Raw genomic sequence first — 19476 nt, forward strand, 5'->3', positions numbered from 1 at the left:
GAAAGTCGGTCAGTTGACCCCGTCGCCGCAGCCGCGGCACATGCCGAAGATCTCGATCGTGTGGCTGACGTCGGAGAAACCGTGCTCGCGTGCCACGTCGGCGGCCCAGGCCTCGACCTGGCCGCCGGAGATCTCGACGGTCGCGCCGCAGGCCCGGCACACCAGATGGTGGTGGTGGTCCTCGGAGCAACGCCGGTAGACCGACTCTCCCGTGTCGGTGCGCAACGTGTCGACGTTGCCGGTGTTGGCCATCGACTGCAGGGTGCGGTACACCGTGGTCAGTCCGATGCCCTGGCCGCGGCGGCGCAGCTCGTCGTGCAGCTCTTGGGCTGAGCGGAATCCGTCGGTCTCGTTGAGCAGGTCGGCGATGGCCGCACGCTGCCGGGTGGACCGGACCGCGCCCGTCACCGGTGGTCCTCGCCGGCGTGGGCGACGGCGTCGGCGACGATGTGGGCCAGGTGGTGGTCGACCAGCTGGTAAAGCACTTCACGTCCCGCGCGCTCGCTGGACACCACTCCGGCCTGCTTGAGGATCCGCAGATGCTGGCTCACCAGTGGCTGCGGCACGTCGAGCGAGTCGACCAGTTCGTGCACACAGCGCGCCGACTGCTGCAGCTGGAGCACGATCGCGATCCGCAACGGGGCGGCGAGCGCGCGCAACAGCTCGCCCGCGGTGTCGAGGACCTCGCGCGGGGGCAACTCCGGCGCCGGCGCGGTGCTGTGTCCGCGTGCGTCGTCGTGTTGATTCGCCGTGAAATTGGAAATCGTTTCCATTACGGGTCAGGATACATGCGTGATATTGCATGTCAACCGCTCCGCCGGGCGCGGTGGATTATCGCTGCCGGCACGCTGGTCGCTACTCTGATGCACCGTGGCATCCATCATCGACACCGTTGCGAACCTGGCGAAACGCCGCGGCCTGGTCTTCCAGTCCGGAGAAATCTACGGCGGCACCAAGTCCGCGTGGGATTACGGCCCACTCGGTGTCGAGCTCAAGGAGAACATCAAGCGCCAGTGGTGGAAGTCGATGGTCACCGGCCGCGACGACGTCGTCGGCCTGGACAGCGCGATCATCCTGCCGCGCCAGGTGTGGGTGGCCTCCGGTCACGTCGAGGTCTTCAACGACCCGCTGGTGGAGTGCCTGAACTGCCACAAGCGTCATCGCCAGGATCACATGCAGGAGGCGTACGCCGCCAAGAAGGGGCTGGACGACCCCGACTCTGTCTCCATGGACGAGATCGTCTGCCCCGACTGCGGCACCAAGGGGCAGTGGACCGAGCCGCGCGACTTCAACATGATGCTCAAGACCTACCTCGGCCCGATCGAGTCGGAGGAAGGTCTGCACTACCTGCGCCCGGAAACCGCCCAGGGCATCTTCGTCAACTTTGCGAACGTGGTGACCACGGCGCGCAAGAAGCCGCCGTTCGGCATCGGCCAGATCGGCAAGAGCTTCCGCAACGAGATCACCCCGGGCAACTTCATCTTCCGCACCCGCGAGTTCGAGCAGATGGAGATGGAGTTCTTCGTCGAGCCCTCGACCGCTCCGGAATGGCACAAGTACTGGATCGAGACGCGGCTGCAGTGGTACGTGGACCTCGGTATCAATCGGGACAACCTGCGCCTGTACGACCACCCCAAGGAGAAGCTTTCGCACTACTCCGACGGCACCGTCGACATCGAGTACAAGTTCGGTTTCGCCGGCAACCCGTGGGGTGAGCTGGAAGGCATCGCCAACCGCACCAACTTCGACTTGTCCACGCACGCAAAGCATTCCGGTGTCGACCTGTCGTTCTACGATCAGGGGACCGACACCCGTTACGTGCCGTACGTGATCGAGCCGGCAGCGGGCCTGACCCGCTCGCTGATGGCGTTCCTGGTCGATTCCTACACCGAGGACGAGGCGCCGAACGCCAAGGGCGGTGTCGACAAGCGCACCGTGCTGAAGCTGGATCCGCGCCTGGCTCCGGTCAAGGCCGCGGTGCTGCCGCTGTCACGTAACGCCGACCTGTCGCCCAAGGCCCGCGACCTGGCCGCCGAACTGCGCAAGAACTGGAACGTGGAATTCGACGACGCCGGTGCGATCGGCCGCCGCTACCGCCGTCAGGACGAGATCGGCACGCCGTATTGCGTGACGGTCGATTTCGACACCCTGGAGGACAACGCGGTCACCATTCGTGAGCGTGATGCCATGACCCAGGAGCGCATCGCGCTGGACAAGGTGTCGGACTACCTGGCGGTGCGGCTCAAGGGCGCTTGAGTCTGTCGCCAGCGTGCGTGTCTGGCAGTGACACACCGGGATTCGGCCGATCACCACATCGCTGGAATAAGTCATCGTACGGATACCTGATCGCACTGCACCTGGGCCAACATCTTCGGCATGGAACCGAGTCCAGCACAGAAACGTATCGACGCCGACCTTCTGGTCATCGGCTTCGGCAAAGGCGGTAAAACCCTGGCCGCCGATATGGGCAAATTCGGCCAGCACGTGGTCCTGGTCGAGGAGTCGGCCGCGATGTACGGCGGCACATGCATCAACACGGGGTGCATCCCGACCAAGTCGATGGTCTATCACGGCGAGCAGCGTGTGCCCGGCGTGTCCGGCGCCTCAGCGTATGCCGACGGGGTCGCGTCGGTGGAGCGCCTTACCGCGGGCTTGCGCGCCGTAAACCTGGCCTCCCTCGTGCGCACGGCGACGGTGCTGACCGGAAGGGCGCGCTTCGTCGACGCCCACAGCGTGGTCGTCAGCACCGACACCGGACCCGTAGTGGTTACCGCTCAGAGGATCGTCATTGGTACCGGGTCGACGCCAGTGATTCCGGACCTGCCGGGGCTGCACGACTGTCCGGTGGCGGTCACCAGCGCGGAACTGCTGCGGCTGGCCGCGCGGCCGGACCGGTTGGTGGTGCTGGGCGGCGGCTACATCGGTCTGGAGTTCGCATCGATGTACGCCGGGTTCGGTAGCGCTGTCACTGTGCTGGAACAACGTCCAGCGGTGCTGGCGAACGAGGACTCCGATGTCGCCGGCGCAGCCCGTTCACTGTTGGGCGATCGTGGGGTTGACATCATCACGGAGGCGAGTGTGGTTGGGGTACAGACGATCATGCGTCCTGGCGGTCCGCCGGCGGCGCGAGTGGAGTATCTGATCCACGGCGGTTCCGCCACTGTCGACGCGGACAATGTACTCGTTGCGCTCGGCCGCAAACCCAAGACTGCCGATTTGGGGCTCGACCTGGCCGGGGTGGAGATTACCGACGCCGGCGCGATCGTGGTCGACGATCACCGCCGCACCAGTGCACCGCACATTTTCGCCGTCGGCGACGTCAATGGTGGGCCGCAGTTCACTTACATTTCTCTCGACGACTATCGCATTGTTCTCGATCAGCTCACCGGTGCCGCCGCGCCCCGGAGCGCCTCACAGCGGGTTGCGGTACCCAACTGCCTATTCCTCACGCCACCGCTGGGCCGGGTCGGTCTGACCGAATCCCAGGCCCGCGCCGCAGGTTACGACATCCGCGTCGCTGCGAGCCCCGTGGTCGAGCTGGCCACCGTGGCCCGGGCCCGCATCGTCGGCCAGACCGCCGGGATGATGAAGGTGGTGGTCGATGCTGCCACCGACCAGATCCTGGGTGCCGCTCTGCTGTGCCACGATGCCCAGGAGATCATCAATCTGGTCGCGCTGGCGATGCGGCATGGGATCACGGCCGCCGCTCTGCGTGACGAGATCTACACGCACCCTTCGATGGCGGAGTGCTTCAACCAACTCCTGGGGATGCTCACCTAGCATTCGCAGAGTCCGCCATCGTGAGCACGACCCGGAAACGCGCCTTGTTTTGCATCATCCGGTCGTATCCGGCGGCGGCGTCGCTCAGTGGCATCGGCTCAACCCATGGCCGGATCCCGTGTAGGGCAGCGAATTCGAGGGTGTCTTCGGTGTCGGCCGCGACGCCCGCGGGATGTCCGTGCACGGTCCCTGAACTGTTGATCAGTTGCAGTGGTGTGACATCGAGCGCCTCGTCCAGCACGGCCAGCGTCAGCAGTTCCCCATGCGGGGCCAGACCGTCGACTGTGGCGTTGATCGCCGCCCGATTCGTGGCGGTGGCGGCGACGACCCGGGCGCCGCCGAGCTTGCGCAGTTCCGCTGCTACATCGGCTTCGGTGGCGTCGATGTAGTGATGTGCACCGAGTTGGCGTGCCATGACCTCCTTTTCGGCACCGCGGGCGATGGCGACAGTTTCGAATCCCATCCGGGCCGCGAACTGCACACCGAGGTGTCCCAGCCCCCCGATGCCCAGGATCGCGACCAGGTCGCCGGGCCGCGCACCCGTGTGCCGCAGCGAGTTGAACATCGTCACGCCGGCGCACGCCAACGGTGCGGCCTCAATAGCGCTGAGAACATCGGGAATTCGCGCCAGGCCCGACTGGTGCACAATGAGCGTCTCGGCATAGCCGCCGGGGAAAGCAGCCCCGGTGATCTTGGACCGCTGGCAGTGTACGAAGTCGCCGCGCCGGCAGCGGTAGCAGGTTCCGCAGTAGAAACCGAACCAACCGATGGCGACCCGATCGCCGAGGTGCCAGTCGATGACGCCTGGACCGATCGCCTCGATGTGACCGGCAACTTCATGCCCCGGTGTCACCGGGAACACGGTGCCGGGCAGATACCCTGCGGCGATCTGCGAGTCCGAATGGCACACCCCGCAGGCCTCGACCCGTACCCGGACCTCACCGGTGGCCGGCTCCGGCACCGGCCGATCCACGAGGTGCAGTGCGCCGCCGGGTTCCACGACCTCAACAGAACGGTAGGTAGCAGACATCGTTTCAGTGCCTCTCGGTTGATTGAGCGTCTAAGCCACCACGTCACCAGATCTCTGACGGACGCGGTATGAGCACATTGACGGTTGTTCGGCGGACGTCGACTTCCGTGCGGCCGTCACCGATCCCGGCTGACAGAGGCGGGTTTGAGCCTGCGAATTGCAGTCAGGTGTCGTATGCCGGGAAGGACACGGACCGACAAGAATTCCTTGGCATGGACGAACTATCGAGCGCCGAGGTGGCGTTGGCGGCACTGGTGCCGGTACTCGGCACGATCACCGTCGACATGCTGCACCTACCCACTCCGTGTGAGGGTTTCGATGTGGCCGGTCTCGCTGATCATCTGGTCGGAACCGTGACGATGGTGGGTGATTCGGCGGGCGAGGACGTTTCGGTGACGGATGGTCGGCCGATCGACGTTCGCGTCGCAGACGCGGCCGAAACCACGATCGAAGCCTGGCGGCGTCGGGGTACCGATGGTGACGTAGTCTTCGCCGGCCATGTCACCGCCGCCCGCCTGGCGCTGGGTGTACTGTCGATCGAACTCGTGGTGCACGGATGGGACTTCGCTCAGGCATTGCACCGCCCACTGCCCATCACCGCCGCGCATGCCGACTTCGTGCTCGGCCTGGCCCGTCAGATCATCACTCCCGACAGTCGCCGCACCGCCGGGTTCGACGAACCCGTGCCCGTCACCACCGATGCGGCAGCACTGGACAGGCTTGTCGCGTACACCGGACGGCGCCCGCAATGCGAGTGCCGCCCCGCGTCGGATCACAGAGTCAAGAACGGGTGACCACGACCTTGCCCACCATACGGCCCGACTCGACATCACGGTGGGCTTCTCGCAGCCCAGCCGCGTCGAAGCCGTCGATTGTCTTGGTCACTGTGCTGCGAATGGTGCCCTCGTCGACCAATTGTGCTGTGCGAATGAGCAACTGCTGCTGATAGGTCATGTCGTACTCGAACAGGGGCCGGGTGAACATCAGCTCCCAGTGCCAGGCGATGCTCTTGGCTTTCAGTGCCCCGAGGTCGAGGCCAACGGGATCGTCGATGGCGGTGATGTGTCCGAACGGACGCGTGATCTCGGCATAGGTGTCGACGTTGCCCGCTGAATGCGGTGAGAAGAGATAGTCGATTCCGTCGGGGGCGACGGCCAGTGCCTCGTCGCGTAGGCGGTGGTGGTTGATCACCACGTCCGCGCCCAGAGTGGTTGCCCAGGACCGGGATTCGTCCCGGCTGGCGGTGGCGATGACCCGCACACCGGTCAATGCCTTGGCGAGCTGGACCATGATCGAACCCACGCCGCCGGCCGCGCCGAGCACCAACAGGTCGCCGGTGGAGTCGGCGGTCAGAGCGAACCGCTCAAACAGCGCCTCCCAGGCTGTGATGGTCGTCAGCGGCAGCGCCGCCGCATCGGCGAACGACAGCGATGCCGGTTTGCGCGCCGCGATGCGTTCATCGACCGCGTGGAACTCCGCATTGGTGCCCGCACGGCTGACATCGCCCGCGTACCAGACCTCGTCGCCGACGGCGAGTGTGGTAACTGCCGGCCCGATCGCCTCGACGATGCCTGCGGCGTCGTAGCCGAGGATTGTCGGGACATCCGAGACCTGCAGCGCAGCTCGTCGTTTGATGTCGACCGGGTTCACCGAAACGGCAAGCACCCGAACCAGGATGTCGTGCGGCCGCAGGGTGGGTAGTTCGACGGTGATGTCCTGCAATGATTGTGGGTCGTCGATCGACAGTCCCGCGAAGGAGCCGACCGCGGACATGGTGTTCATATCGTCACCTGCTTTCGGTACGAGGCAGCTTGCCGCCTAGCAGTTCGATCAGATTCGCCAGTAGACCGTCGAGTTCTATTCCGACAGCTGCGATCTCGGGTTGGCCGTAACTGCCGAACAACAGGCTGGGCTGGTCGACTGCGAAGACAGTGCCGTGCCCGGCGTCGTACAACAGCGTGCGCAGCGGAGCATGCAACATGACGCCAGGGTCGTACCGGTACATACGTTCGGCGATGGTGTGATTACCCATCAGGTACTCGCTGCACGTCCATGCCGATGCTGAGCCGCTCATCGCCGGTGCGACTTCGGTGCTGAAGTACCGCAGAAAGCCATGTGGTGCTTGCCGTTTTGCCTCGGAAAGAACGTCGTCCCAGTTGGTCGCCTTGGTGAACGCCGCGAGATTTACTGTGGGAACCAGTGTTTCGTAGCGATCACGCGCATCCTCATAACTGTCGGGAAGGCTGATCAGCAGTCGACGGCTCAGATGTTCGACGAAGGTGCTCACCTTGCGATCTCCAGGACCACCCGGAACCGGGCCTTGCCGCTCATCATGCGGTCGTATGCTTTCGGGGCATCCTCGAATGGGACCGGCTCGATCATCGGCGCAATGCCGTTGGCAACGCTGAACGCCAGATTGTCCTCGTTCTCGGCAGCCGATCCGGTGAGGCTGCCGACGATGCTCCGTCCCCCGAAGATCAGCTCCGAGGTGCTCACTTCGATCGGATCCGGTGCGGCGCCGACCACGACGAGCTGCCCGCGGGGAGCCAGCCCGGCTACCAACGGGCTCATCGAGGCCCCGCTGGCTGCGGTAGCTACTACAGCGGCGGCTCCGCCGAGCGCGGTTAGCGCAGCGCCCGGGTCTTCGGCAGCGCTGTCGATGTAGATGTCCGCGCCGAGATCGGTTGCCAGTTGAGCTTTTTCGGGTCCGCGCGCGATCGCCACGACCCGGAACCCCAGTGCATGAGCGTATTGCACGCCGAGGTGGCCCAGTCCGCCCAGGCCCTGGACACCGACCAATGCACCCGGCGCAGCCGGAACGTGACGCAGCGCGTTGAACGTGGTGATTCCTGCGCACAGCAGGGGAGCGGCCACCGACGCGTCGAGAGCATCCGGTACCCGCACCAGTCCGGTGGCACGTGCGTAGACGATCTCGGCGTACCCGCCGTCCACGCTGGTGCCGGGCGTCGGCTGATCGGTGCAGTTGACGAAGTCCCCGCGGCGGCAGAACTCACACTCATTGCATTGCCCGCCGAGGAATCCCAGGCCCACTCGGTTGCCGGGCACCCAGGTATGGACACCGTCGCCGACGGCATCGATGACGCCGACGATCTCGTGACCGGGCACCACCGGTTGCTGCGGGTCGGCACGCAGGCCCTCGACGGCCAGCACATCGCTGTGGCAGACACCGCAGCTGTGTACCCGGACCCTGACGTGGCCAGGTGCGGGTGGGACAATCTCACGTTCGACGAGTGCGAATTGCCGTTGTCCGGTGACTTGGTAGGCGCGGTAGGCGGACATTAGGCGACCGGGAACATGGGTGCGTGTACCTGACGGGTGAGGTCGTCGGCCAGGACTTCCGGTACGCCAGAGATGATTCCGTCGACGATCTGGCGAGCCACATCGTCGGGGGAGTTCTTGGGGACATCGAGATCGGCGATCATGTCGGTGTCGGTGTAGCCGAGGTAGGCTCCGATCACGTTGGTGCCCTGCTCTTTCAACTCCTGTCGCACCGAATTCGTCGCCGACCACAGCGCGGCCTTGGACACACCGTACGAACCGTAGCCGGGTAGCCAGGACAGGACCGAGGCGATGTTGACGATGGTACCGCCCTTGCCGGCAAGGAGCGGTGCAAAGGCCTGCGTGACCCGGATCGCGCCGAAGAAGTTGGTTTCCAGGACCGCGCGGATATCGTCGAGGTCATCGCGTACCAGGGACTGGCCACCGAGGGTGCCGGCGTTGTTCACCACGATGGTGGCGTCGGCGGCGACCCGCGCCAGGTGCTTTACGGACTCGGTCTCGGTGATGTCAGCCTGCACCACGACCACCCTCGGGTCATCGCTGCTTCCGCTGCGGCGGCTGGTCGAATACACCTTGGCTGCGCCGGCTTCCAGCAACGCAGCGACGATCGCCTTACCCAGGCCTTGCTGTCCGCCGGTTACCAGGGCGACCGCACCCTTCACCGGGGTCCCTGCTGTTGTCATGTCGATCTCCTTTGGGTTGTCCTCAGCACACATCGAAGGTGGGCGTCGTAGGTATCGGTGAAACGACTACTGTTCGTCCAGCACGGTATGCAGTTGATTGCGGTTGGTGATGCCCAGTTTGGGGAACATCTTGTAAAGGTGGGCCGCGACGGTGCGGTGTGAAACGTAGATGCGGTCGGCGATCTCCCGGTTGGTCAGGCCGGCGGCGGCTAATTGAGCGATGTGAAGTTCTTGGGAGGTCAGGCTGGAAACCGGCCCCTGGCGGGGCGTACCGGCAATGGCCACGCCCGCGGCACGCAGCTCGGCGGCGGCCCGGTCGGCGAACGGCGCCGCGCCGGCAGCGTCGAACACGGCCAGCGCCGACGACAGGTGGGTGCGAGCCTCGGTGATCCGGCGTTGTCTACGCAGCCATTGCCCATATGCCAGATGCGTTCGGGCCGTTTCGAGTTCGGCAGCCGCGTCATCGCCAGCGGCCAGGGCGGCCAGGAAATGCTCTTGCGCCTCGGCATCGGTCTGTGCCAGGAGCGCGTGTGCACGATGCGTGAGCATCAATTCCAGGCCTGTTCCCAGCTGTCGGGCTTGATCCTCGATGTCAGCGAGCAGCGGCCGCACCAGGTCGGCGCGGTCATTTCCGGCCGCAGCCTCGGCGAGATCGGCGATGGCCCACCGCCGCGAGGTCCGGTGCCCAGTCATCTTCAACAGGTGTCCCAATGCGTCGGCTGGGTCGGCGGTGCAGAGCGCCAGCAGACCCGCCGCCCAGTGCGCATCGTCATGCCACAGGATCGCCGGGTCGGGCGCCAGCAGCCGACGCGCCGTGGCAACCGTCTCGCGGGCCTGATCGAACCGGCCCTGCCATACCTGCACCCGGGCGAGAGTGGCCGCCGCCGAGGCCGCGGTCATCGGCAGGTTGATGTCCTGAGCCAGCCGCAGCGCATTCTCGGCAGCGATTGCCGCGGCCTGGATGCGGCCTTGTCCCAACAGCAGTTGCGCTGCACCGCGTTGACTTTCGCATTCGTCGGCAGCTGACCCTGATGTCCTGGATAAGCTCTGCACGCGGTTCCAGCACTGCAGCGCATGTATGCGGTCGGCGACCGCCTCGGCGGCGAACCCCAGCGCCATCAGCAACAGGGGGTCGTCGGCAACTTCGTCGATCAGCCGGGGCAGGCGTGTGCGCAGGTCCTGACCGGCGCCGGTGTCGTCCACCAACGCCAATGCCATGCGCACCACCGGATCGTCTGCGCCGTCATCGAGGTGGCGAAGGGCCGCAACGACGTCGCGACGGGGTTCCTCGGCGAGGCCATGCAGGCGGCACTCGATGGCTGCAGCCCACAGCAACCGACGCTGTTCGATGTCGCCGTCACTGAACTTGCCGGCGAGCGCGACGAGTTCGGTGGCCGACTGGCCCGGTATCGCGGCGGTGACGTTGAGGACGAATCGGGTGAGCACCAATTGCCCTGTGCTGCAATGCTGGTCACCCAGACTCTCGGCTTCGCCGAGAATGCTGATGGACTCGGCGGTCAGCCCGGAGCTACGGGCGATCTCGGCAGCTTCGGCCAACCGCCGCACCCGGGCGGCGGGATCGGGGGACAATACGGCTGCCCGGCGCAGGGCGGCGGCGGATTCGGCGCCTGCACCGCGCGCATGGGCCTGGCGGGCGGCGGCTTCGAGGTCCGTGGCCACCTGCTCGTCGGTGCCGAAGGCGGCTTCGGCGCGGTGCCAGGCTGCACGGACCGGGTCGACCGTCGCATCGGCGAGTGCCCGGTGAACGACGGTCCTCGCGGCCAGTGGGGCCGAGCCATAGACCGTCGACCGAATCAGCGGATGGCGCATGTGGAGCCGGCCGCCGCTCGCTGTGATCAGACCCGCCCGCTCCAGCGGGGCCAGTTCATCGGTGAGTGCCAGGCCGAGAAGATCGGTTGCGACGTCGATGTCACGCAGCTGCCCATCACTGGACGCGATCAGTAACAGCAGCAGGCGACTGTTGTCGGTCAGCCCGTCGAGCTGGGACAGGAAGGCCCGTTCGACCCGGCGGGTGGTGGGCAGCGGCTCACCGGAGAAAACCGCGCTGTTGCCGCGCTCGTCGACGGCGCCGGACAGCTCGATGACTGCCAGCGGGTTGCCACCCGCCTGGTCGAGCACCCGCTGCTGCAGCAAGGTGTCCGCGTGCTGTGCGGTGGTGTTCAACAGTTGTCGGGCGTGTTCGGGAGCCAGTGGGCCCAGTGACAATCGAGGTAGACCGTCCAGATACGGTGCGGCGCCGTCGAGTCCCGTGCGTTCGGCACACAACATCATCAGCGGTGCGTTACCGAGTCGGCGCGCGACGAACGCCAGAACCTCCAGTGAGGATTGGTCCAGCCACTGCACGTCATCGATGATCAGGATGATTCGGCGTCGGCTGGCGGCTTCTTCGAGGAGACCGAGCACCGCGAGACTGACCAGCAGCCGGTCCGGTGTCGGACCGTCGTCCAGCCCGAAGGCGGTCAGCAGGGCCGTGCGTTGGCGGGGTGGCAGTGCTGCGGTGTGGTCGAGCACCGGGTGGATGAGTTCGTGGACGCCGGCGAAGCCCACCTCGCTCTGGCTTTGCAGGCCCGAACAGCCAAGTCTGCGGTAGCCGTTGGCCACCGCCCAGTCGGCGATCGCCGATAGCAACGTGGACTTGCCGATGCCGGCCTCACCATCGACGACCAGCGCTGTGCCGGTGGTGGAGATCGTGGCGAGCGTGTCGGTGACGCTGGCCAACTCGGCTGACCGACCGATTATCACCCTCGCCAAGTTAGCAGGCTGAATTGGCATTGCCAACCCAGGTAGAGTGTGAGGATGCGCACCGACCCGTGGTCCGACGACGCCTGCCCGATCGCCCGCACCATGGCGGTGCTGGGGCAGCGGTGGGCCATCCTGATCATCCGTGAGGCATTGCTGGGCCGGTCCCGGTTCTCCGAGTTCCGGGGACGGCTGGGGGTGGCCTCCGATGTGCTGAGCGCGCGACTGGCCGAGCTGGTGGACGCCGGCATCCTGGCGGTCGAGGATTACCGGGAGCCCGGCGAGCGAACGCGCAGTCGCTACGTGCTCACCGACGCCGGGCATGATCTGGTGCCGGTGCTCGCCGCGATGGGGCAGTGGGGTCACAAACACCGGGCCACCACCAAACGCCGCAGCTACCGGTTCATCGAGAAATCCACCGGTGAGCATGCACTGGTGGTATTCCGGCGGCGTGACGGCGTCGGCGTAACCACCCGGGACGTCACCCTCATCGACACGCTCAACTCCGGATGAAGTCCAGCAGGTCGCGACCCAACTGCTGCTGATAGTCACCGTGAATCCCGTGCGAGGCACCCGGATACACGCGTAGGGTGCCGTACCGCACCAGCTCGATCGCCTTCGACGCTGCATCGTGGATCGGGACGATCTGATCATCGTCACCGTGGGCAATCAGGATCGGCACATCGAGGGCTCGAAGGTCCTCGGCCAGGTCGGTCTCCGAGAACGCTTTGACACAGTCGTACGCCGATGCCAGCCCTGCCTGCATGCCCTGCAGCCAGAAATGGTCGATCAATCCCTGTGAGACAGCGGCACCGTCCCGGTTGAAACCGTAGAACGCCACCGCGAGTTCCCGCCAATACGCGGACCGGTCGGCCAGGACCCGGGCCCGGATGTCGTCGAACACCGACAGCGGTGTGCCCTCAGGGTTTTCCGCTGATGCCAGCATCACCGGTGGTACCGCGCCGACAGTGATCACCTTGCGCACCCGGCCAGTGCGGTGGCGCGCTGCGTACCGCACCACCTCGCCACCTCCGGTGGAGTGCCCCACCACGACGACATCGGACAATCCGAGTCCGTCGATCAGAGCCGCCAGGTCTGCGGCGTAGGTGTCCATGTCGTTGCCCGACCACGTCTGCTCGGACCGGCCATGCCCCCGCCGGTCATGAGCGATGGCACGGAAACCGTTGTCGGCAAGCAGTTTCAGCTCCACATCCCAGGCGTCGGCACTGAGCGGCCAGCCATGACTGAAGACCACCGCCGGCCCGCTGCCCCAGTCCTTGTAGTACAGCTGCGCCCCGTCGGAGCCCTCCATATACGGCATGGCTGCAAGTCTGACCTCAAGCACCCGATTGGGTCATCCGTCAAACGACCATCGCCAGGTGCTACCGCGTCCTCTCGGCTGCGTGGTCAATTGACGGATACCCACGGAGGGTCGAAGGTCCCGAGGCTGGTGTCATCGACAACGGCAGGGAGATTCCAGATGACGGACGTCGTCACCGCGGTGGGCGCCGCACACGCACTCAACCTCGACATCGAGGTCGACGGCGAACGGTTCGCATATCGGCGCGTCGGTAACCCATCAGCCACGGTGCCCCCATTGGTGCTCCTCCAGCATTTCCGCGGCAACCTCGACTACTGGGACCCGGCACTGCTCGACGTTCTGGCCGCCGACCGTGAGGTGATCACCGTCGACCTGCGCGGTGTCGGTGGCTCCACCGGGACCACCCCCGACAACGTCACGGATATGGCGCGCGACGCCCTGAAGTTCATCGATGCGCTGGGCATCGCCACGGTGGACCTGCTGGGCTTCTCACTCGGTGGCCACATCGCCCAGGAGATCGCCCTGGTGCGCCCGCGGTTGCCGCGCCGACTGGTGCTCGCGGGCACCGCGCCGCAGGGTGCCCCCGATCTGCACCGCTGGTCCGAGGACGTCTACACATACGCCTGCGCCGACGAGATCACCGCCGAGGGATTCATCGCGCTGTTCTTCTCCGGCTCCGACCAGAGCGTCCAACGAGGCCGGGAGTACCTGGCCCGCACCCATGCCCGCGACACCGACCGTGACCCTGAAACCAGTCTGGCCTGCCGTGATGCGCAGTACCAGGCCCTGATGACCTGGGGTATCCCGGAATCGTCAAAACTGGAGCGGCTTTCGGCCATCACCCAGCCGACGCTGGTCGCCGACGGCGACAACGACACCATGATGTCCACCAAGAACAGCTACCTGCTGGCGGAGAAGATCCGCGGCGCCCAGCTGCGGATCTACCCCGACGCAGGCCACGGATTCCTCGACCAGTACCCGGCCGAGTTCGGCCAGCACATCCGCCAATTCCTCGGCCGTTAAGGAGAACTCATGACCGACCTGCTCACCACTGTCCTGAACACCTACGGCGGAGTCGACCGCTGGCGCGAACTGACCTCGGTCACCGCACACAAGCGGTTCGGCGGCGCCATCTGGGACATCAAGGCCGTCCCCGGGATCGTCGACGACGGTGAGATCACCGTCTGGATCAAAGACCAACGCACTTCGCTGGGGCCCTTCACCGCGCCGGATCTGAAGACCGCCTACACCCCGCAGCGGGTGGGTATCGAGAAAACAGACGGGGACGTGGTGGAGGTACTCGACGACCCGCGCGCGTCATTTTCCGGACACACCCTCGAAACGCCTTGGACCACATTGCAGTTGGCGTACTTCACCGGGTATGCCATGTGGACCTACACCGCCGAACCGTTCAACCTCACCTTCCCCGGAGTGCGTGCCGAAGAAGGTGAACCCTGGACCGAGGGCGGGCAGCGGTGGCGCACGCTGCACGTCGACTATCCCGACACCATCGCCACCCACAGCCCGCACCAGATCCTCTACGTCGATGCCGACGGATTGATCCGGCGACGCGACTACCAGGTCGACATTGCCGGGGGATCCCCGGGCGCGCACTACATCTCGGATTTCGATGAGATCGACGGTCTGGTGATCCCACGTACCCGGATGATCTACGTCCGCGACGCCGACAACCACCCGGTCCCAGAGCAACTCGTGGTGTCCATCGAACTGACTGACCTCACCTTGGGCTGAGGGCTGACATGTTCACGCGCCTCATCGCACTGAAACTCCGCGGCAACGGATCGTCCGGGTCACCATCGCCGACGGCTCCATCACACCGATCGTCACCGGGCTGGCCACCTTCCCGGACGGCATCGTGGTGGACACCGACCGGCGCCACATCTACTGGACGAACATGGGCGCTCCGGGCCTGCCCGCCGACCACCCGCTGCAGGGGGAGGGCGATCTCGACTTCTGGCTGCGACGGCGGCGGTGTGCTCGATCAACCGCGTCGTCAGAATCCTGCGGCTCCTGCTCGGCGCCGCGGTGGAAAGCCACGGTGGTGATGGTCATTTGACGGATACCGCACCAGTCCGCCCGATGTGAACGTCGAATGAGATTCCAACCAGAAGGGAACCACGATGCCATACCTGTCCGATCAGGCCGACGACCGTTTCGTCGGTGGGCCTGAGGGGGAACGCTTCCACTACCGCCGCTTCGGTAGGCCCGGGACGGTTCCGCTCGTGCTGTGCATGAGGCTGCGCGGCACGATCGACCACTGGGATCCGAAGTTGCTCGATGAACTGGCCGCCGAACGTGAGGTCATCGTGTTCGACAACCGGGGGACCAGCGCATCCAGTGGACCCGCGCCCACCACTATCGACGGCCTCGCCGACGGCGGGATCGCGTTCATCCGCGCGTTGGGCCTGCCCCAGGTCGACGTGCTCGGCTGGTCGCTGGGTGGGATTGTCGCGCAGGGCATCGCATTGCGGGCCCCGGAGCTGGTGCGCCGCTTGATTGTTGCGGGCAGCACCCCGGCCGGGGTGCCCGAGCAGCCGGCGCCCGGGCCTCGGGTCGGCGAAATCCTCGGTCACGCGGTCAACGATGACGAGGACTACTTGTATCTCTTCTTTCCGGAGACCGACGAGGGTCGGTCGGCGGGTATGGTGTCGTTGCGTCGTTTGGACACTCGGCTCGGGCACTCGCATGCTGCGGTCCAGCCGGACACCTACCGCGCGCAGCTTGGCGCCATCGCCGCATTTGGCGGGTACTATGACCAGCTCGCCGAGCTGAAGCTGCCGGTGCTGGTGGCCAACGGTGCGCACGATGTGATGATCAATTCCTATGCCAGCTACGCGATGTCGCAGCGGCTGCCCGATGCCAAGGTGTTGCTCTACAGTGATGCCGGACATGGATTCCTGTTCCAGCACATCACCGATTTCGCCCAGGACATCAACCGGTTCCTGGGCTGAGCGTCACGAAAGCCATCAGTCAAAACGAACTCGGTGGACTGAGGTACTGCACGACGTCGACGTCGACGTCGACTGCGCCGAACCGGGTCTGGGCCAGTTCCGGCAAGGTGGTGCTCACCCCCTGACGCCGAGCAGACGCGCGGGTACCCGATTCCGCGCGCTCCGGGGTACCGGCACGTCTGCTCGCCAAGGAAACGCGATCAGAACCGGCCGCCACCGCCGCTGTAGCTGCGGCCCGAAGAATGTGACGAGCCACCGTAGGACGTCGGGCGCCCCATGCCGCGGCCGCCCCCGTACCCTCCGCCGAAGCCGCCACCGAAGCCGCCGCCACCGCCGCGCAGGATGTTGCCGATGAGGATGCCGCCGAGCACGGCGCCCATGTCAGAACCGCCGCCCCCGCCGTACTGCGAGGTGTAGGACCGTTGTGCGGCCCGCACGTCGTCGTTGGCCAGGCCCTGAGCCTGTGCAGCCAGCGTCGACGCCCCGTTGGCATGCGCCACCGCCTCGTTGGCATTCTCGATGCGCTTGGCTTCGGCGGCCTGAAGTTGCCGTTGCGCCTCGGCCAGTCGGGTGCGCGCCTCCGGTCCGACGCTGCCGCGCCGGGTTTCGATGAAGTCCGACACCGCCTTGATCCGTGACTGGGCGGTGAACAGCGCCTGCTCCAGCGCGCGGGCCAGCCGCTCGGCGGCTTCCTGTTGTTCGTGCACTCCGGCCAGCAGCTGATCGAGTTCGGCGTCGGCCTTGGTCAGCCGGGTAAAGGTGCCCAGCGGGTCGGCCTTGCCGCTGGCTGTCGCGTCATCGGCTGCTTTCTTCGCTGCGTCACGTGCCGCACTCAGTTTGTCGGCCTGCGGCGTACCGGACTGCCCCAGAAGCGAATTCGCCTGGTCGATTCCGGCTTGAATATCCGTGATCGCCGCGGGAAGACCGGCCAGGGCCCGGTTGATGTCGGAGGCCGCGCTGTCCACGGCGTCGAGCAGGGTCCGGGTCTGATCGAGGGCTGACTCGGCCGAGCGCACCGCGTCCACCAGCTCGGTCTGATCGGTGGCCGGCCGGGATACCAGGTTGCGGGCCGTGGTGATGTTGCGGTCGGCGAACGCCAGGCGTTCCTTGGCGGTGTCCACATTGGTCGACACCGAACTCAGTGCGGTGGAATCGAATTGGGTGTGGAGATTGTCCAGTTTCTGGCTGGACGGCTCGATGCGGGCGGTCAGGTCGACCATCTGCTGGGTCATGGCGTCCAGCCGCGTCGGGGCGTTGATCACCAGATCGCGCAGCTGCTCGAAGGCCTGGCTCTGGGCATCCAGTTCGCGGTCGGCCCTGGCCGCCGACACCACGACCTTGGTCAGCAGATCTCGTTGTTGCAGTGGGGTCTCGGGGACGTCGTCATCGAGCGTCTGGCGCACGTTGAAGGCCTGGGCCAGAGCCTTTTTCGCATTCTCCAGGGCCGCGCTGAACGGCTCGGTGCGCTTGGCGCCGAACTCCTCGACGGCCAGTTCGAGCTCGGCCTCACTGGTGCGCACGGCATTGTCGACGTCGACGACGATCGAGCGGGACAGCTCGTCGAGCGCCTCCAGTGGCACCGACGCCAACGCGTCGGGGTCGGTCGGATCGACCCGCTTGGCGGCCTCGAACTCGGCGTGGCGGCGCTTGGCCCGGCGCCGGCGCGACCACCACCACAGCAACCCGGCCAGCACCACTATCACGCCCAGGGCGATCAGCATGCCCGGCCACGAGATGCCGGGCGCGGCAGGGGATGCGGCGGAGGATTCGGGTGCGGAATTCAGCCCGTTGGCCGCAGCGATGGCCGCGCCCGCCCAATCCTCACGGCGCAGGGCCGGGGTGATGCTGTCGCGCCGGATGTCGTTGGCACGCGCCGCGCCGGTCACCGTGGAGGGCACCCGGAAGGCGAAGGCCCGGTCTACCGTGGCGACCGCGAGCAGTGCGTCGTCGTCACCGAAATCGCTCAGCCGCATGGTGTTCGTGGCCCAGTCGTCCTGGCCCTGACCAGAGAAATCCTCGACGAAGATCACCCATAACTTGATGTGGCGATCGTCGTAGAGCCTGTCGATCGCGCGCTGCACATTGCCACGCTGGGCCGCCGACAACGCCCCGGCGTTGTCGGTGAGTTGGGTGGCCAACCGCGACGGCGGCTCGGCTGCGGCGCTGGGGGCAACCAGCAGGCCGGTCATCAGGATCGCGAGCAGCGTGGACAGCAGACGGGCGATACGCATGACCGTCAATCTAGTGCGCCGCGGGGTTGGCGCGTCGGTTCCTGGCAGACTGTGCGTCGGTGAACGGGGATACGCAGGCCTGGTATGACGACTTCGACCGGCAACGTCTGGTGGTCGAGTCGGCCAAGGGTGCCGCGCTGCCCGGGACCGACACCGAGCACCGCACTGACTTCGCCCGTGATCGGGCCCGCGTGTTGCACAGTGCGGCGCTGCGGCGGCTGGCCGACAAGACCCAGGTCGTCGGGCCACGCCATGGCGATACCCCGCGCACCCGGCTCACCCACTCACTCGAGGTGGCCCAGATCGGGCGCGGCATGGCGATCGGGTTGGGCTGTGATCCGGACCTGGTGGACCTGGCCGGGTTGGCCCACGACATCGGGCACCCGCCGTACGGGCACAACGGCGAGCGCGCGCTCGACGAGATCGCGAAACCTTTCGGCGGGTTCGAGGGCAATGCCCAGAACTTCCGGATCCTCACCCGGTTGGAGCCCAAAGTTCTTGATGCCGAGGGGCGTTCGGCCGGGCTCAACCTGACGAGGGCCGCGCTGGACGCGGTGGCGAAGTATCCGTGGCCAAGCTTCGGTACCCGTAAGAAATACGGCTTCTACGACGACGACGCAGAGGCCGCCGAGTGGGTACGCGCCGGCGCGCCCGCCGAGCGGCCGTGCCTGGAGGCCCAGGTGATGGACTGGGCCGACGACGTCGCCTATTCCGTGCACGACGTCGAGGACGGCGTGATCTCCGGGCGCATCGACCTGCGGGTGCTCGGCGATCCCGATGCGGCCTCTTCGCTGGCGGACCTGGGTGCCAAGAACTTCCCCAGCGTCACCCACGACGATCTGCTGGCCGCCGCTGAGCGGTTGTCGCAGGTTCCGGTGGTGGCCGCGGTGGGGAAGTACGACGGAACCCTTGCTTCGTCAGTCGCGCTGAAGACCCTGACCAGTGAACTCGTCGGGCGCTTCGCCAACGCGGCGATCACGCAGACCCGGGCGGTTGCCGGGGCGGGACCGCTACGTCGGTTCGATGCGGACCTGACCGTCCCGCCGCTGGTCCGCGCCGAGGTGGTGCTGCTCAAGATGCTGGCGCTGCAGTTCATCATGTCCGATCACCGGCACCTGCAGATCCAGGCCGATCAGCGCACGCTCATCCACGAAGTGGCCCTCGCATTGTGGGCGCAGGCGCCGGGCAGTCTGGACCCGCAGTTCGCGCCCGAGTTCGACCTCGCGGCCGACGACGGCGCCCGGCTGCGCGTGGTGGTCGACCAGATTGCGTCCTACACCGAGAGCCGGCTGGAGCGAGTGCACGAGGCACGCTCGCCCAGGCCGATGTCCGACTAGACATCCCAGGACCGTAGGTCGTCAAGCAGCCTTGGTGTCGGGGTTAATGCGGCGGTGCCCCC

19 protein-coding genes are annotated in these 19476 nt (G+C 66.3%); 9 read left to right on the top strand and 10 right to left on the bottom strand.

Annotated features, from left to right (window positions below):
* Window positions 1-9: 9 nt before the first annotated feature.
* Together AC4ELH_RS23720 and AC4ELH_RS23725 are read right to left on the bottom strand one after the other, a co-directional pair.
* Window positions 10-408 (bottom strand): Fur family transcriptional regulator, encoded by a 399-nt coding sequence (locus AC4ELH_RS23720; RefSeq protein WP_064877899.1) that lies wholly within the window; start codon window positions 406-408, stop codon window positions 10-12.
* The gene (locus AC4ELH_RS23725; RefSeq protein WP_064877901.1) at window positions 405-773 is read right to left on the bottom strand and encodes an ArsR/SmtB family transcription factor; all 369 of its coding nucleotides are present in this window, start codon (window positions 771-773) and stop codon (window positions 405-407) included. Before AC4ELH_RS23725 ends, AC4ELH_RS23720 begins: the two co-directional genes overlap by 4 nt.
* A 97-nt stretch (window positions 774-870) precedes the next feature.
* Here AC4ELH_RS23725 and AC4ELH_RS23730 point away from each other — a divergent pair, with 97 nt between their 5' ends.
* On the top strand, window positions 871-2256 hold the full coding sequence (locus AC4ELH_RS23730; protein WP_498887040.1) for a glycine--tRNA ligase: 1386 nt from the start codon (window positions 871-873) through the stop codon (window positions 2254-2256).
* 120 nt (window positions 2257-2376) lie between these two features.
* The gene (locus tag AC4ELH_RS23735; protein WP_055115399.1) at window positions 2377-3780 is read left to right on the top strand and encodes an FAD-dependent oxidoreductase; all 1404 of its coding nucleotides are present in this window, start codon (window positions 2377-2379) and stop codon (window positions 3778-3780) included.
* On the opposite strand, the gene AC4ELH_RS23740 is transcribed toward AC4ELH_RS23735, so the two are convergent.
* Window positions 3773-4810: an alcohol dehydrogenase gene (locus AC4ELH_RS23740; protein ID WP_055115397.1), complete on the bottom strand. Its 1038-nt coding sequence runs from the start codon at window positions 4808-4810 to the stop codon at window positions 3773-3775. The two genes, AC4ELH_RS23735 and AC4ELH_RS23740, sit on opposite strands and share 8 nt — an antisense overlap.
* 212 nt (window positions 4811-5022) lie before the next feature.
* On the opposite strand from AC4ELH_RS23740, the gene AC4ELH_RS23745 reads away from it, so the two are divergent.
* Window positions 5023-5604, top strand: a complete 582-nt coding sequence (locus AC4ELH_RS23745; protein WP_498887043.1) for a TIGR03086 family metal-binding protein — start codon at window positions 5023-5025, stop codon at window positions 5602-5604.
* Here the strand turns inward: AC4ELH_RS23745 and AC4ELH_RS23750 are convergent.
* From AC4ELH_RS23750 to AC4ELH_RS23770, 5 genes are all read right to left on the bottom strand, one after another.
* Complete coding sequence (locus AC4ELH_RS23750) at window positions 5591-6592, bottom strand: zinc-binding alcohol dehydrogenase family protein (protein ID WP_055115393.1); 1002 nt, start codon at window positions 6590-6592, stop codon at window positions 5591-5593. The two genes, AC4ELH_RS23745 and AC4ELH_RS23750, sit on opposite strands and share 14 nt — an antisense overlap.
* Window positions 6593-6596: 4 nt before the next feature.
* The gene (locus AC4ELH_RS23755; RefSeq protein WP_081286226.1) at window positions 6597-7097 is read right to left on the bottom strand and encodes a DUF302 domain-containing protein; all 501 of its coding nucleotides are present in this window, start codon (window positions 7095-7097) and stop codon (window positions 6597-6599) included.
* Complete coding sequence (locus AC4ELH_RS23760; protein ID WP_055115391.1) at window positions 7094-8110, bottom strand: alcohol dehydrogenase catalytic domain-containing protein; 1017 nt, start codon at window positions 8108-8110, stop codon at window positions 7094-7096. Before AC4ELH_RS23760 ends, AC4ELH_RS23755 begins: the two co-directional genes overlap by 4 nt.
* The gene (locus AC4ELH_RS23765) at window positions 8110-8793 is read right to left on the bottom strand and encodes an SDR family oxidoreductase (protein ID WP_055120381.1); all 684 of its coding nucleotides are present in this window, start codon (window positions 8791-8793) and stop codon (window positions 8110-8112) included. Before AC4ELH_RS23765 ends, AC4ELH_RS23760 begins: the two co-directional genes overlap by 1 nt.
* A 66-nt stretch (window positions 8794-8859) precedes the next feature.
* Window positions 8860-11556, bottom strand: a complete 2697-nt coding sequence (locus tag AC4ELH_RS23770; protein WP_498887066.1) for a helix-turn-helix transcriptional regulator — start codon at window positions 11554-11556, stop codon at window positions 8860-8862.
* 54 nt (window positions 11557-11610) lie between these two features.
* Here AC4ELH_RS23770 and AC4ELH_RS23775 point away from each other — a divergent pair, with 54 nt between their 5' ends.
* Window positions 11611-12066: a winged helix-turn-helix transcriptional regulator gene (locus tag AC4ELH_RS23775; protein WP_498887047.1), complete on the top strand. Its 456-nt coding sequence runs from the start codon at window positions 11611-11613 to the stop codon at window positions 12064-12066.
* On the opposite strand, the gene AC4ELH_RS23780 is transcribed toward AC4ELH_RS23775, so the two are convergent.
* On the bottom strand, window positions 12053-12874 hold the full coding sequence (locus AC4ELH_RS23780) for an alpha/beta fold hydrolase (protein ID WP_029121336.1): 822 nt from the start codon (window positions 12872-12874) through the stop codon (window positions 12053-12055). The two genes, AC4ELH_RS23775 and AC4ELH_RS23780, sit on opposite strands and share 14 nt — an antisense overlap.
* Before the next feature lie 159 nt (window positions 12875-13033).
* On the opposite strand from AC4ELH_RS23780, the gene AC4ELH_RS23785 reads away from it, so the two are divergent.
* The 4 genes from AC4ELH_RS23785 (at window position 13034) to AC4ELH_RS23800 (ending at window position 15846) form a co-directional block, all read left to right on the top strand.
* Entirely contained in the window at window positions 13034-13897 is an 864-nt protein-coding gene (locus AC4ELH_RS23785; protein ID WP_055115387.1) for an alpha/beta fold hydrolase, read from the top strand.
* Between the two features lie 9 nt (window positions 13898-13906).
* Window positions 13907-14626 (top strand): hypothetical protein, encoded by a 720-nt coding sequence (locus AC4ELH_RS23790; RefSeq protein WP_498887050.1) that lies wholly within the window; start codon window positions 13907-13909, stop codon window positions 14624-14626.
* A 124-nt stretch (window positions 14627-14750) separates the two neighbouring features.
* Window positions 14751-14951, top strand: a complete 201-nt coding sequence (locus AC4ELH_RS23795; RefSeq protein WP_491841348.1) for a hypothetical protein — start codon at window positions 14751-14753, stop codon at window positions 14949-14951.
* A gap of 64 nt (window positions 14952-15015) precedes the next feature.
* Window positions 15016-15846, top strand: a complete 831-nt coding sequence (locus AC4ELH_RS23800; protein ID WP_491841349.1) for an alpha/beta fold hydrolase — start codon at window positions 15016-15018, stop codon at window positions 15844-15846.
* A gap of 200 nt (window positions 15847-16046) precedes the next feature.
* Here AC4ELH_RS23800 and AC4ELH_RS23805 read toward each other — a convergent pair whose 3' ends face one another.
* Window positions 16047-18077 (bottom strand): TPM domain-containing protein, encoded by a 2031-nt coding sequence (locus AC4ELH_RS23805; RefSeq protein ID WP_498887053.1) that lies wholly within the window; start codon window positions 18075-18077, stop codon window positions 16047-16049.
* Between the two features lie 59 nt (window positions 18078-18136).
* Between AC4ELH_RS23805 and AC4ELH_RS23810 the strand changes: the two genes are divergently transcribed.
* Window positions 18137-19414, top strand: a complete 1278-nt coding sequence (locus AC4ELH_RS23810) for a deoxyguanosinetriphosphate triphosphohydrolase (protein ID WP_491841351.1) — start codon at window positions 18137-18139, stop codon at window positions 19412-19414.
* The last annotated feature ends 62 nt before the right edge of the window (window positions 19415-19476 follow it).

Source organism: Mycobacterium shunyiense (assembly GCF_058270075.1).